Annotated in this window: 12 protein-coding genes; 2 read left to right on the forward strand and 10 right to left on the reverse strand. The window is 32.5% G+C overall.

Annotation, left to right across the window (positions count from 1 at the left end; translation table 11 throughout):
- Positions 1 to 74: 74 nt before the first annotated feature.
- The 6 genes from glmM to UMM65_RS00100 form a co-directional block, all read right to left on the reverse strand.
- On the reverse strand, positions 75 to 1,466 hold the full coding sequence (gene glmM / locus UMM65_RS00075; RefSeq protein WP_321974409.1) for a phosphoglucosamine mutase: 1,392 nt from the start codon (positions 1,464 to 1,466) through the stop codon (positions 75 to 77).
- A 94-nt stretch (positions 1,467 to 1,560) separates the two neighbouring features.
- Positions 1,561 to 2,457: a DMT family transporter gene (locus UMM65_RS00080; protein ID WP_321974410.1), complete on the reverse strand. Its 897-nt coding sequence runs from the start codon at positions 2,455 to 2,457 to the stop codon at positions 1,561 to 1,563.
- Positions 2,457 to 3,542, reverse strand: a complete 1,086-nt coding sequence (locus tag UMM65_RS00085; protein WP_321974411.1) for an LptF/LptG family permease — start codon at positions 3,540 to 3,542, stop codon at positions 2,457 to 2,459. Before UMM65_RS00085 ends, UMM65_RS00080 begins: the two co-directional genes overlap by 1 nt.
- A 3-nt stretch (positions 3,543 to 3,545) precedes the next feature.
- A complete protein-coding gene (gene tgt / locus UMM65_RS00090; protein ID WP_321974412.1) occupies positions 3,546 to 4,676 on the reverse strand; it encodes a tRNA guanosine(34) transglycosylase Tgt in 1,131 nt (376 codons plus the stop codon).
- A 117-nt stretch (positions 4,677 to 4,793) separates the two neighbouring features.
- Positions 4,794 to 5,888, reverse strand: a complete 1,095-nt coding sequence (gene ychF / locus UMM65_RS00095; protein WP_321974413.1) for a redox-regulated ATPase YchF — start codon at positions 5,886 to 5,888, stop codon at positions 4,794 to 4,796.
- Between the two features lie 84 nt (positions 5,889 to 5,972).
- A complete protein-coding gene (locus UMM65_RS00100) occupies positions 5,973 to 8,237 on the reverse strand; it encodes a hypothetical protein (RefSeq protein WP_321974414.1) in 2,265 nt (754 codons plus the stop codon).
- A gap of 301 nt (positions 8,238 to 8,538) precedes the next feature.
- On the opposite strand from UMM65_RS00100, the gene UMM65_RS00105 reads away from it, so the two are divergent.
- Positions 8,539 to 9,093: a rhodanese-like domain-containing protein gene (locus tag UMM65_RS00105; protein WP_321974415.1), complete on the forward strand. Its 555-nt coding sequence runs from the start codon at positions 8,539 to 8,541 to the stop codon at positions 9,091 to 9,093.
- Between the two features lie 65 nt (positions 9,094 to 9,158).
- Here UMM65_RS00105 and UMM65_RS00110 read toward each other — a convergent pair whose 3' ends face one another.
- Positions 9,159 to 9,509, reverse strand: a complete 351-nt coding sequence (locus UMM65_RS00110; protein WP_321974416.1) for a 4Fe-4S dicluster domain-containing protein — start codon at positions 9,507 to 9,509, stop codon at positions 9,159 to 9,161.
- A gap of 62 nt (positions 9,510 to 9,571) precedes the next feature.
- On the opposite strand from UMM65_RS00110, the gene UMM65_RS00115 reads away from it, so the two are divergent.
- Positions 9,572 to 10,627 (forward strand): acyl-CoA reductase, encoded by a 1,056-nt coding sequence (locus UMM65_RS00115; protein WP_321974417.1) that lies wholly within the window; start codon positions 9,572 to 9,574, stop codon positions 10,625 to 10,627.
- 61 nt (positions 10,628 to 10,688) lie between these two features.
- Here UMM65_RS00115 and UMM65_RS00120 read toward each other — a convergent pair whose 3' ends face one another.
- From UMM65_RS00120 to hisS, 3 genes are all read right to left on the reverse strand, one after another.
- Positions 10,689 to 11,138: a hypothetical protein gene (locus UMM65_RS00120; protein WP_321974418.1), complete on the reverse strand. Its 450-nt coding sequence runs from the start codon at positions 11,136 to 11,138 to the stop codon at positions 10,689 to 10,691.
- A complete protein-coding gene (folE, locus tag UMM65_RS00125) occupies positions 11,131 to 11,826 on the reverse strand; it encodes a GTP cyclohydrolase I FolE (RefSeq protein ID WP_321974419.1) in 696 nt (231 codons plus the stop codon). The genes UMM65_RS00120 and folE overlap by 8 nt, the downstream gene beginning before the upstream one ends.
- A 100-nt stretch (positions 11,827 to 11,926) precedes the next feature.
- Entirely contained in the window at positions 11,927 to 13,300 is a 1,374-nt protein-coding gene (gene hisS, locus UMM65_RS00130) for a histidine--tRNA ligase (protein WP_321974420.1), read from the reverse strand.
- Positions 13,301 to 13,365: the final 65 nt, after the last annotated feature.

Consider the following 13,365-nt stretch of genomic DNA (forward strand, 5'->3'; position numbering starts at 1 on the left):
AAAAGGGGACAATTGTTATCGATTAAACATTCCTTTAAATTCTGACATAAATCTATTTTACTTTGTGCTTTCGATCATAACCCTGCAATAACTGCAATTTCATCTATTATTCTCTTAGCCAATTGATCAGCATTGGCTTGTGAACCGCTTTCGGTATAAATTCTGATAATTGGTTCCGTGTTTGATTTTCTTAAGTGCACCCATTCATTGGCAAAATCAATTTTTACACCATCAATAGTATTTACCTCTTCATTTTTGTAGTTGTCCGCCATTTGAGCTAGAATAGCATCAACATCTAATTGTGGTGTAAGTTGAATTTTATTTTTACTCATAAAATAGCTCGGATAGCTTTTACGTAATTCTTTACATGTCATGTCGGATTTCGCTAAATGCGATAGAAATAGAGCTACACCTACCAAAGAGTCCCTCCCATAATGTGAGGCAGGATAGATAATTCCACCATTACCTTCACCTCCGATTACTGCATTCGTAGCTTTCATCAATTCTACAACATTAACTTCACCAACCGCACTTGCCTTATATGTTCCACCATGTTTTTCGGTTACATCACGTAACGCTCGTGATGAAGATAAATTAGAAACTGTATTTCCTTTAGTAATACCCAATACGTAATCTGCACAAGCTACCAATGTATATTCCTCACCAAACATTGAACCGTCTTCACACACCAATGCAAGTCTATCCACATCAGGGTCTACTACTATACCTAAATCCGCATTTTCTTTAACTACCAATTCAGAAATATCGGTTAAATGTTCTGCCAATGGTTCTGGATTGTGGGGAAAATGACCGTTAGGATCACAGTATAACTCAACACATTCTACACCTAAACTTTCTAATAAATTAGGGATTACAATACCACCCGTTGAATTTACGGCATCAACGACAACTTTAAAATTTGCCTTTTTGATAGCCTCAACATCTACCAAATCAAGATTTAAAACTTCATCTATATGGATATCCATATAGCCCGGTAATTTGGTATAAGAGCCCAAATCATCTACCTCGGCAAAAGTGTAGGAATCACTATCGGCAATTTCTAAAATCTCCGCACCATCCGCACCGTTTAAAAATTCCCCTTTTTCATTTAATAATTTTAAAGCGTTCCATTGTTTTGGATTGTGAGATGCAGTTAAAATAATTCCACCATTTGCTTTTTCTAATGGAACCGCTACTTCTACCGTTGGGGTTGTTGACAAGCCTAAATCTATTACTTTAATTCCCATTCCCACCAAGGTGTTAGCAACCAAACTACTTATCATCTTGCCAGAAATACGTGCATCTCTACCAATTACTACGGTTAAATTTTTAGCATTGTTATTTCTTTTGATTAGCCAACTACCATAAGATGCTGCAAACTTGACGGCATCAACCGGAGTTAAATTGTCATTCACCTTACCACCAATGGTACCTCTTATTCCTGATATTGATTTGATTAAACTCACAAGCTATTTTTTTGATTTTGACAAAGATAAAGAAAAGGTTCGAGGTTAGAAATACAAGGTGTAAAGTTTTAAAAAAAGAAAGTTCCCTAGAAGTTTAGGAAGCTTTTTTGATGAATTTAGGTTTCTTTTTTAATTTAATCACGCCATTTAAGACCACCGTAACTAAAATTAGAATTGCACCTACATAAAAATTGGTGGTCATTATTTCCTTTTCTTTAAAAATTATGATGGCTAAAATAATTCCATAAATGGGCTCTAAGTTAATAGTCAACATCATGGTAAATGGACTGACACTTTTTAATACTTGATTGGAAGCAGCAAAGGCATAAGCTGTACAAACCGAAGCTAAAATTATTAAATAGGTCCAATCCATTGTTGAAAGCACAAAAAAATTAATATCTACCGTACCTTTAATCAACAATACAATTCCGATAAAGATAGAAGCAAAAAGCAACTCATAAAAAGAAATTAACGTTGCACTGTTATTCTTAATTAAATTCGCATTTAGAATGGAAAAACATGCCGATAAAAAAGAGGAAATCAGTGCCACAACAATACCTATAAAGTATTGACCTTCAGCATTAAATATAATTACCAAGCCTACAATTGCCAATAACGAAAACAATAATTCATAAGGAATTAACTTTTTTCTGAATACCGACCATTGTACCAAAGTTACAAACAATGCACCTGTTGACATTGCTGCCAAGGCTATAGAAACCGTCGCAATTTTAATCGCATAAAAAAAAGTTATCCAATGCACGGCTATACATATCCCGCCGAAAATATATCTCAGTAGAACTTTAGAAGGCACTTTGACCTTGATTTTATTTACAAGAATAAAAACATACAAAAAAAGCGTTGCCAAGGTTACCCTATACCAAACCAATGGAATGGCATCTATACTTATTAATGCACCGAGTATAGCGGTAAAGCCCCAAATAAAAATTATAAAGTGGAGATGGAAGTAATTTTTTGTTTTGGCTTTCATTACCGCTTAGCCTTAATGTATAGATAAACAGCAACAATACCGAATAAAATATTGGGTATCCAAACCATAAACAACGGATTATATGCAGCAGCTGCACCTAAAACCTCCGTTACTTTCATAAAAAATACGTACAAAAACATTAAACTTACCCCAACAGCTAAATTAATGCCGATACCTCCCCTTCTTTTTCTGGAAGCCAAAGAAACCGCAATTACAGTTAAAATTATAGAAGAGACGGGCAATGTAGTTCTGGAATACAATTCTACTTTGTATTTATTCAAGTTTTTTACACCCCTATTTTCTGATTCTTTTATATGTCGGTACAGTTCCGGTGACGCCATTTCAATAGCCAAATAATCTACATACAATAAATCTTTAGGAAAGAAATTAAAGGTAGTATCTAATTTTCTGCCAGATTCAATAATATCGTTTTTTTCACCTGGCCAACGTTTGGTATAATTTGATATGGTATAAGTGCTATCTTTTTTGTTCCATCTGATGGTTTTTCCTGTTAAGATATATTTTAAATCTAAACCATCAAAGTGTTGATATGAAAAATCATAGCCATTATTTCTGGTAAAATTAAAATTTCTGAAATAAATAATGTCGTTTTCCGTCAGTTGTAAATTAGCCTCCTGCACATAAGTTTTGGTTTTTTTCTCTCTTCGCAAATAAGCCTCGTCAAAAGCTTCAAGGGTTTTATTGGATTTATTCAGCAGAAAATGATTAGCACTAAGTGATATTAAGCCTAATAAAAGAGCCCCCATTAAATAGGGCCTCAAAAATCGCTTATACGGAATACCAGCACTATGAATAGCAACAATTTCGGTATTGGAAGCGAGTTTTGAGGTAAATAAAATGGTGGAAATAAAAAGTGCCAATGGCATAAATGTATTTCCGTAATTAATAATAAAAGGGATATAATAATCGGTTACTATTTCACCCACACCCAAATTAGCATGATCAGAAAACTTACTATATTTTTCTGAAATATCAATAGCTATGGTAATAGGTATTAATATCAACAACGTAAAAATAAATGTGGTAAAGTACTTTTTTAGTATGTATTTATCTAGAATTTTCAATACCTATAATCTTTTATCCATTTGCTTTACCATGGTATTTTTCCAAACGGTAAAATCTCCAGCTAAGATATGCTTTCTAGCTTCACGAACCAACCACATATAAAATCCTAAATTATGGATGGTTGCAATTTGCTTGGCTAGATATTCTTTGGCAACAAACAAATGACGTAAATACGCTTTTGAATATTGGGTATCTACATAAGTAATATTCATATCATCAATAGGTGAAAAGTCGTCTTCCCATTTTTTGTTTTTGATGTTTATTGTACCATGAGCGGTAAACAACATTCCGTTTCTAGCATTTCTGGTAGGCATCACGCAATCAAACATGTCAACACCCAAAGCAATATTTTCCAAAATATTAATAGGTGTACCTACACCCATCAAATATCGTGGTTTATCCTCAGGTAACACACTACAAACTATATCCGTCATTTCATACATTTCTTCAGCAGGTTCACCTACTGAAAGTCCACCAATGGCGTTTCCTTCCGCTCCAACTGATGCAATAAACTCAGCAGATTGTTTACGTAAATCTTTAAATGTACTCCCTTGAACTATGGGAAAAAATGTTTGTTTATAATCGTAAATTTCAGGAGTGTTTTTTAAATGATCAATACATCGTTTTAACCAACGATGTGTCATGTGCATGGATTTTTTGGCGTAATTATATTCGCAAGGATAAGGTGTGCACTCGTCAAAAGCCATGATAATATCCGCACCGATACTACGCTGAATATCCATAGAAGATTCTGGTGAAAAAAAATGTGTAGAACCATCTATATGTGATTTGAATTTTACGCCTTCTTCGTTAATTTTATTATTGCCAGAAAGTGAATAGACTTGATAACCACCACTGTCGGTTAAAATGGGTCTGTCCCAATTCATAAATTTATGAAGTCCACCAGCTTTTTCTAAAATTGGAGTGCCTGGACGTAAATATAAATGGTAAGTATTACCTAGAATAATATCAGCGTTAATATCGTTTTTAAGTTCACGTTGATGGACACTCTTTACCGATGCCACTGTACCTACAGGCATAAAAATGGGCGTTTCAATATTTCCGTGGTCTGTGGTAATTGTGCCTGCTCTGGCTTTGGAAATATTGTCAGTTACTATTAAATCAAATTTCATATTTATTTTTGATTAACGAACAACGATTAACGAGTTTTGATTTTTGAACTTTTTAAATACTGAAATCGTTAATCAATTTTATGGAATTGTACTTTTCTCACTTCGGTATTTCAACTTTTATACATTAAACCTAAAGTGCATTACATCACCATCATGTACTATGTATTCTTTTCCTTCTATTGACAATTTTCCAGCTTCTTTGACTTTAGCTTCACTTCCATAATGAACAAAATCGTCATATTTCATTACTTCAGCACGAATAAATCCTTTTTCAAAATCGGTATGAATTACGCCTGCCGCTTGAGGAGCAGTACTACCTATTAAAATTGTCCATGCTCGGACTTCTTTTTCGCCAGCAGTAAAATAGGTCTCTAAATTCAATAGTCTGTAAGCCGCTCTAATTAATTTTGATGCTCCTGCTTCGTCCAGTCCTAAATCATCCAAAAATAGTTGTCGCTCTTCGTAAGTATCCAATTCGGTTATATCAGCTTCAGTAGCTACTGCCAAAATTATTACTTCAGCATCTTCATTAGCTATAGCTTTTTTAACGGAATCTACATAAGCATTCCCATCTTTAGCGGATGCCTCATCAACATTACAAACGTATAAGATAGGTTTATCTGTTAATAATTGCAATGGTTTTATAAATTCTATACGTTCGTCTTTTGTCAATTCAATTGCACGCACAGAAATAGCACTTTCCAAACCTTTTTTCACTTTGTTCAATGCTGTTTCCTCTTTTTGAGCTTCTTTATTTCCTGTTTTGGCGGCACGTTTTACTTTTTCTAGCTTTTTTTCTACCGTTTCAAGGTCTTTAAGTTGTAATTCGAGATCAATGGTTTCTTTATCACGGATAGGATCAACGGTAGTATCTACATGGACAATATTGTCATTATCAAAACAACGTAACACGTGAATAATAGCATCGGTTTCGCGAATATTTCCTAAAAACTGATTTCCTAATCCTTCGCCTTTACTCGCTCCGCGAACCAACCCTGCAATATCAACAATTTCAACTGTTGCGGGTATTACACGTTCAGGATTTACGAGTTCTTCCAATTTCTCCAAGCGATGATCGGGTACATTCACAACCCCAATATTAGGTTCAATAGTACAAAAAGGAAAATTAGCACTTTGTGCCTTTGCATTTGATAAACAATTAAATAAGGTGGATTTACCTACGTTTGGAAGTCCTACAATACCTGCTTTCATCTGAAATTATATTTTTATTAGCGAGTGCAAATGTAGTTAATTAGAAGTTTAGAATAATAAAGGTTTTGATAAAATAACAGACTGCTATTTTTTAATAATTTCCGAGATTAACCGACCTTCATCTGAAAATCCTTGAATGGAAAATAAATAACCTTCCAATTTTTTATGCTGCTTAATTTTGAACTCCATTTCGCCAAAAGCATTTGGAGTTAAATCCGTTTTCCAATCTATTTCTACCCAATTTAAAGTCTTATTTGTGGTATCGTAATCATATCTGGGCGAATAATATTTTTTTTCTTTATCATAGCCTTTTTTAAAAACATACTCATCATAAAGAAGTGTAATACCTTTTTTATAATTCTCAGTTGTAAAGACCTGATAAATTCTATTTCCTCTAATAGATTGGACAAAAACATTTTCAACATCTATCATATTAAGATTAACTCCATTAAGTTCGTCAGATCCGATTAATCTACCATCAATATGTAAAATTGCTTCCTTGTTGGTTCCAACACGTAAATAATTTTCCACGCCATTCCAATTTACCAAGGTTACGCCCTCATTAAAACCCAAATAGGACATGATATTATTATTATGATCTTTAAAACTTGTGGGTAATTCCAAATTATAATATTTGCCAATATCAAAAACCAAGGGCTGATATTTTTTAAGCAACTTTTTTCTTTCTAAATATCTTTGACTTCTAATTTTTCCAACAACCGTAACCTCATCCAAGTGCGTTGAATTTGAAAAAAATAAATCTTTCCAAGAATTATTGACTTTGGTTTCTCTTTCTTTGATCAAATCGAAATTTTCAGGTTCAAACTTTAATAACGAATTAACTTTAAGTGTATCGAAATATATATTCTTAGGTTTGATTAGTTCTTTTGAATCGTTTAAAAAAGAAACCTTAACCGTATCGCCTTTATAAACCAGTAAATTAGTAAAACTAAAATCTTTTTTTCCGTTTAAATATAGTTTGTCAATTAACAGATTATCTTGGGTTATTAACGCCAATTGATTGGATAACAAAGGAGAAACAGAACCTTTGAGCTTAAACCCAAACTCAAAATTATAGTTGTAAGGCGGATTTAAACTTTCAATCATTTCTTCTAGTGTATATTGTGTCCAACCCTGGGTCAGCAACAGTAAATCAATATATTCTTTTCGTTTTAAATTATTTTTATTAAAATAATAGGCAGGGTTTTCTATATTTCCTTTTATGTATGGAGTTAATAAAAATGCACTTTTAATATTGCTTTTTTCATTAAAGCTTAAGGTATTTAAAGGTAGTACAGAAATACTTATATTTGATTTTATTGGTAAATTTTCTTTAGAATCAGAAATTTTTAATGTGTAATGGATTGAATCTTTTTCTACTCCCATTTCTCTTAAAGAAAGTGCGACTTCTTGAGTTTCTTTTTCTATAAATATTTTTCGTTCAACAATTGGTTGGTTATTTTCAAATAAGGTAATGGAGTTGACACCTTTTAAAAAAAACTTTTTTTCGAATTTCAAGTTAACGTTTATAGAATCAATTTTTAAAATTTCTAAAAAATTAATTATTTTATTCCTTTGATGAAACAACAGATTATATTTACGATCATTTAATTCAACTAATGAATTAGTGTTCGTTTTTAATGTAAAATTGACAAATTCTTTCGTCTGATTGTTTACACTTAAAATTACTCCTTTACTTTTTGCTAAAGGCAAATCTATTTTTAACAATGTATCATTTATAGCGATCAATGCCTTATATTTTTCTTTTGGCTCATAGAAAAAGCTACATTTAGTCATACCTAAATGTTCGCTTTTAAAGCTGGCAACTTCTTTATTAGTTGAATTGATTATGGTTCCTGAAAAATTATATCCCTTGCCATTGATTAAAGATTTAATTCCTATAACATTTTCAACATCTTCCAACAAATAACCTCCTTCAGGAAAAACTTGAATATCATAATTATTTTTAGTTACATTCTCTTTTTCGGGTATGTTGTTCAAAATAGTTATTTCTTTAACGAAGAACTTATTCTCTCCAAAATTTCGCATGTAATTGGTATACGCTTGAATGTAATATTTACCAGATTTTAATGTGTCGTTTAATTTAAACTGCCCCTTACCAGTGCCTTTATAAATAAGTACGTCTTTGTTTTGGATAATTTTTCCGTTGGAATCTAATAAGTTTACGTAAAGACGTGTAGTTTTTAATGACGGTTTATTGTCGAACGCTCCCACATAAGCTTTAAACCAAATATAATCGGTAGTAAAATAGGCGGTTTTATTAGTGTGGATAAATACTTTTTCAAATAGCAAGTGATCTTTATTTAAAGGCACAAGTACTTTATCCATAAAGGTTTGCTGTGCCGAAACAAATAGAGCTGTTGAGTAAATTAAAATTTGTATAAACCTTTTCACATTTATTTTTTAAAAAAATCAAATTTACAATTTCATTCTAAAAAACCAACAGGGTGAAAATATAAGCACAATAATATTTTGTTACCATTATAGCTTCTTCACGAACTGTAAAGACCATTTCACTCAATTATGGTTGTATGATTTGGACACACCTACTACTTTTGAACTAATCAAAACCATAAAATTCCATAACCTGCCTGCGGTTGGCAGGTGTGTATTTAATTAAAAAAATATTATGAAAAAAATAGCCTTATTACTTTTAATTGCAAGTCAATTTTCAAGTTCACAAAAAATAGAAAAATTAAAATTGGATTTAACACCTCCATCAAAAGTCAGTTTTGACGATTTTAAAGCGTTAGTAAATGAAGTAGAATCTCACAGAGCAGAGCGTTTGATAAATTTAGACGAATTTTTAAAAATGAGTCAACAAGAAAATGTGGTAATATTAGATACACGTTCCGATTCTCGATTTGAACAAAAACATATTAAAGGGTCTATTCATCTTGATTTTACAGACTTTACGCAAAAGAATTTAAGAGATTTAATTCCAGATACTACTACAAAGATTTTAATTTATTGTAATAATAATTTTGATAAAGACCCTATCCATTTTGCTACTAAAGCTGTAATTCCCGCAAAAGAAAACAACTTAGCACTGGCTCTTAATATTCCCACTTATATAAACCTATATGGATATGGTTATATGAATGTCTATGAATTATCGGAATTGGTGGATATAAATGATAAAAGAATTGAATTCGAAGGAACGGCGGTAAGGATTAACGATTAACAAAGTTTAAATTTAGTTATTATGCAAATATTAACTTACAATTTTTGAAAACTTATAACTTTGGACTACTTCGGATGCATAAAACGTTGCTTTTCTAACAAAGTTTCTTCGCTTTCTACATGATCATCATCTGGTACACAACAGTCAACTGGACAAACGGCAGCACATTGAGGCTCATCATGGAAACCTTTGCACTCGGTACATTTATCAGGGACAATAAAATATATTTCGTCACTTACAGGTTCTTGATCTTCTTCGGCATTTACTTTTTTACCATTAGGTAAAACCACCTCACCATTAAGTAAAGTACCATCTTTATAACGCCAATCTTCGGCACCTTCATAAATTGCAGTATTTGGACATTCAGGTTCACAAGCCCCACAATTTATACATTCATCAGTTATTATAATTGCCATTTGTTTTTTTCCTTTAAATTTGTTGCAAAGATATGAAATTCTAAAACGATAAAAAACTGTAAATGGTATTAGGAAAAAGGATAAATGCTTTTGCGGAATTAGGAAAATTTCTAGGTCAATTTTGTGAATCTGGTATTGAAAAGAAAGATAATGTGCTACTGAACGATTTATTCTTTGATGCAGTTAAACTACAGATAAATCGTGCCTCGGAATTTAACAGTTGGTTTACTAAAGATAACGTGCTATATGCCATTGAAAGTTGGACAAAATTACTAAATAAGAAAACGCTGACAGAGTGGACTTCCGCTTACAATTTAGAGAATAACAACCCTAAAACCATAGCGGTTATTATGGCTGGTAACATTCCACTTGTTGGTTTTCATGATTTTTTATCTGTATTAATTTCAGACAACAATATTCTTATCAAACAATCTTCTAACGATAAACATCTTTTACCTTTACTGGCCAAATATTTAGAATATGTTGAGCCAGAATTTAAAGGCAAAATTAATTTTACCGAGGGTAAATTAACCGATTTTGACGCCACCATTGCTACTGGTAGTAACAATACAGCAAGATATTTTGAATACTATTTTGGCAACAAACCTCACATCATAAGAAATAACAGAAATAGTGTTGCGGTACTCACGGGAAATGAAAATCCTCAGGATTTAAAAGGCATTGGAGAAGATATTTTCAGGTATTTTGGTTTGGGGTGCAGAAGTGTGTCAAAGTTATTTGTGCCAAAAGGTTATAACTTCGACCTCTTTTTTAATGCTATTTACGATTATCACGACATCATCAATTACAAAAAATACGAAAACAATTACGATTACAACAAAGCTGTTTATTTAATGAGCGAGTTTGACATCTTAGAAAATGGTTTTTTTATGATAAAAGAAGATACCAGCTACTCCTCACCTATTGCCACCGCTTTTTATGAATATTACAATGATTTGGAGTCTTTAAAATTAAAACTTAAAGCGGACACAGAGCAAATACAATGTGTAGTGAGCAATACCCTAAAAAATACAGTGAATTTTGGTGAAACGCAACAACCTTCATTAATGGATTATGCTGATGGTGTGGATACATTAAAGTTTTTATCAAAACTGTAAAAGCCCATCCTATCCTTCCCAAAGGGAAGAGAAATTGTTACCTTGATTTCGGTTTTGAAAGTTATTTTCTGAAAATACTAATTGTTAAATTGACTAACAGTATTACTTGAGCCGCCACGAAACTTAATCCTGCATAAAACTTTAAAATTAAGTTAACACCCATTCTTCTTACGTTTTCTTTAAAATCAAATCCGTCTTTTGCAGGATGTATTAATTCTAATATTGGACTTTTAACTAGCACTATTACTCCAAAAAAGAATAAAACCACATGAATTATTGTGAGAATTCCAACAGGTTTAAACTTATCACTATAATACCCTAAATAATAACCTAAACCAGTAACAAAAAGAAATAGAATTAACAATAAAATTAGAAAATACTGAGGTAGAACAAAGTAGGTATCATGAACATTTATATCTATATATTTGTCGTATGTGAAAAGTATATAAATCAATAAAATTGGAATCAATCCCCAAAACAAAAAAGGTGTTTTTTTAATTAATCTATTCAAAGTCAGTCTCTAACTTTATATAGTCCAAAAACTCACGTTTGGTTGCTTCTTTTTTAAATTTACCGCCAAATTCAGAGGTGACCGTACTACTATCTATATCTCTAATTCCACGAGAGTTTACACATAAATGTTTGGCATCTATTACACAGGCTACATCCTCGGTATCCAAAGCTTTTTGCAATTCCTGTACAATCTGCATGGTCAAACGCTCTTGTACTTGTGGGCGTTTTGCAAAATAATCTACAATACGATTCATCTTGGATAAGCCAATTACATTTCCGCTAGAGATATAAGCGATATGAGCTTTACCAACTATAGGTAATAAGTGATGCTCGCAGGTAGAATACACAGTAATATTTTTTTCCACCAACATTTCACCATATTTGTAATTATTATCGAATGTTGATGGTTTGGGTTTATTGTCAGGATTCAATCCACCAAAAATTTCCTTCACAAACATTTTGGCCACACGGCGTGGTGTTCCTTTTAAACTGTCGTCGGTTAAATCCATACCCAACGTATGTAGAATATGGGCCATATTCTCTTCAATGGCCAGTATTTTATCAGCATCTGAAAGTTCAAAAGCATCCTTACGTAAAGGTGTTTTTGCCGATGATGACATGTGGTTATCGCCTATTTCTTCTCCCATAGTTTCGGGATTTATTTTTCCGTTTTTTCCTTCAAACATGTTCTTCGATTATATTATGTTTTCATAGTGGTAAAACACCCCTATGGTCCCCTCGAGGGGACAACTTACATGATTAAATTTTTCCAAAGATTTTGCAAATTTACGAATTGTTTACCGTTTTAAGTAATGTTTCAAAATTACAAGAAATCTGCTCTCCTGTTTTCATGTTTTTTAATGTAAAAGTTCTCTCATTCAATTCAGATTCCCCTGCTAAAACTACGTAGTCAATATCTCGTCTATTAGCATAGTTCATTTGCTTTTTCAACTTGGTGTCATCGGGGTACAATTCTGATTTAACCCCATTTTCTCGCAACTTTTTAATTGCCTCTAAACAATAAAAAGCTTCCTTTTCTCCAAAATTTATAAATAATACTTTTGGTTTTGGTAATTCCACTTTTTGGAAGAGGCCTAATTCCTCCAATACCAAGTAAATTCTATCTAAACCGAACGAAATACCAATTCCGCTTACGTCTTTTAATCCAAATATTCCCGTAAGGTCGTCATACCTACCTCCACCTCCAATAGAACCCATTTTTACTTCGTCAGCTTGTACTTCAAAAATGGCACCGGTATAATAATTTAGTCCTCTTGCTAAGGTTACATCTAATTTTAAGCTACTTGTGCTTAATCCAAGTTTCTTAACATTATCAATTACAAATTCCAATTCAGAAACACCTTGCAATCCTTGGTCGGAATCTTCTAAAATAACTTTCAATTCTTTAACCATAGAATCATTATCTCCTTCCAATTCCAACAAGGGTTCTACTTTTTTAATGGCTTCTTCGGTAATTCCTTTACCCAACATTTCTTTGACAACCCCATCTTTACCAATTTTATCAAGCTTATCTAAAGCGACGGTAAAATCAATCAGTTTATCAGAAGCACCAATAACTTCAGCAATACCTGAAAGTATTTTTCTGTTGTTTATTTTTATGGTGGTATCCTTTAAACCGAGTTTGGTAAAAATGTCATCGTACAATTGTACGAACTCCACTTCTTGCCATAAAGAAGTACTTCCAACCACATCCGCATCACATTGATAAAACTCTCTAAAACGCCCTTTTTGAGGTCTGTCCGCACGCCAAACGGGTTGCATTTGATAGCGTTTAAAAGGGAATTCAATCTCATTCTGGTGCTGCACCACGTAACGTGCAAAGGGTACGGTAAGGTCGTAGCGAAGGGCTTTTTCGGAGATTGAAGAAGTTAGTGCATTACTATCTTTGGTAGTTAATGCGGTTTCATCAGCCTTAGCTAAATAATCCCCAGAATTCAATATTTTAAAAATCAGTCTGTCTCCTTCTTCACCATATTTACCCATTAAGGTAGATGAATTTTCAAAACTTGGAGTTTCAATAGGTTGAAATCCGTAATTTTCAAATGCTTCTTTTATTACATTAAAAATATAGTTGCGTTGTGCAACTTCCGTAGGTGAAAAATCTCTTGTGCCTTTAGGTATGCTTGGTTTTTGTGCCATTAAATCTGCTAATAAGCTGCAAATATCTGAAATATTGGTGAAGATTGAAGATTAAAGATTTAAAA

The sequence above is a fragment of the Aureibaculum koreense genome (genome assembly GCF_034296135.1).
Classification (GTDB): domain Bacteria; phylum Bacteroidota; class Bacteroidia; order Flavobacteriales; family Flavobacteriaceae; genus Aureibaculum.

What these genes read in the sequence shown, in the direction of transcription:
- hisS (WP_321974420.1), bottom strand. Translation starts at nt 13,300, where the DNA reads ATGGCACAAAAACCAAGCATACCTAAAGGCACAAGAGATTTTTCACCT.
- UMM65_RS00105 (WP_321974415.1), top strand. Translation starts at nt 8,539, where the DNA reads ATGAAAAAAATAGCCTTATTACTTTTAATTGCAAGTCAATTTTCAAGT.
- UMM65_RS00080 (WP_321974410.1), bottom strand. Translation starts at nt 2,457, where the DNA reads ATGAAAGCCAAAACAAAAAATTACTTCCATCTCCACTTTATAATTTTT.
- tgt (WP_321974412.1), bottom strand. Translation starts at nt 4,676, where the DNA reads ATGAAATTTGATTTAATAGTAACTGACAATATTTCCAAAGCCAGAGCA.
- UMM65_RS00110 (WP_321974416.1), bottom strand. Translation starts at nt 9,509, where the DNA reads ATGGCAATTATAATAACTGATGAATGTATAAATTGTGGGGCTTGTGAA.
- ychF (WP_321974413.1), bottom strand. Translation starts at nt 5,888, where the DNA reads ATGAAAGCAGGTATTGTAGGACTTCCAAACGTAGGTAAATCCACCTTA.
- UMM65_RS00115 (WP_321974417.1), top strand. Translation starts at nt 9,572, where the DNA reads ATGGTATTAGGAAAAAGGATAAATGCTTTTGCGGAATTAGGAAAATTT.
- folE (WP_321974419.1), bottom strand. Translation starts at nt 11,826, where the DNA reads ATGTTTGAAGGAAAAAACGGAAAAATAAATCCCGAAACTATGGGAGAA.
- UMM65_RS00100 (WP_321974414.1), bottom strand. Translation starts at nt 8,237, where the DNA reads ATGGATAAAGTACTTGTGCCTTTAAATAAAGATCACTTGCTATTTGAA.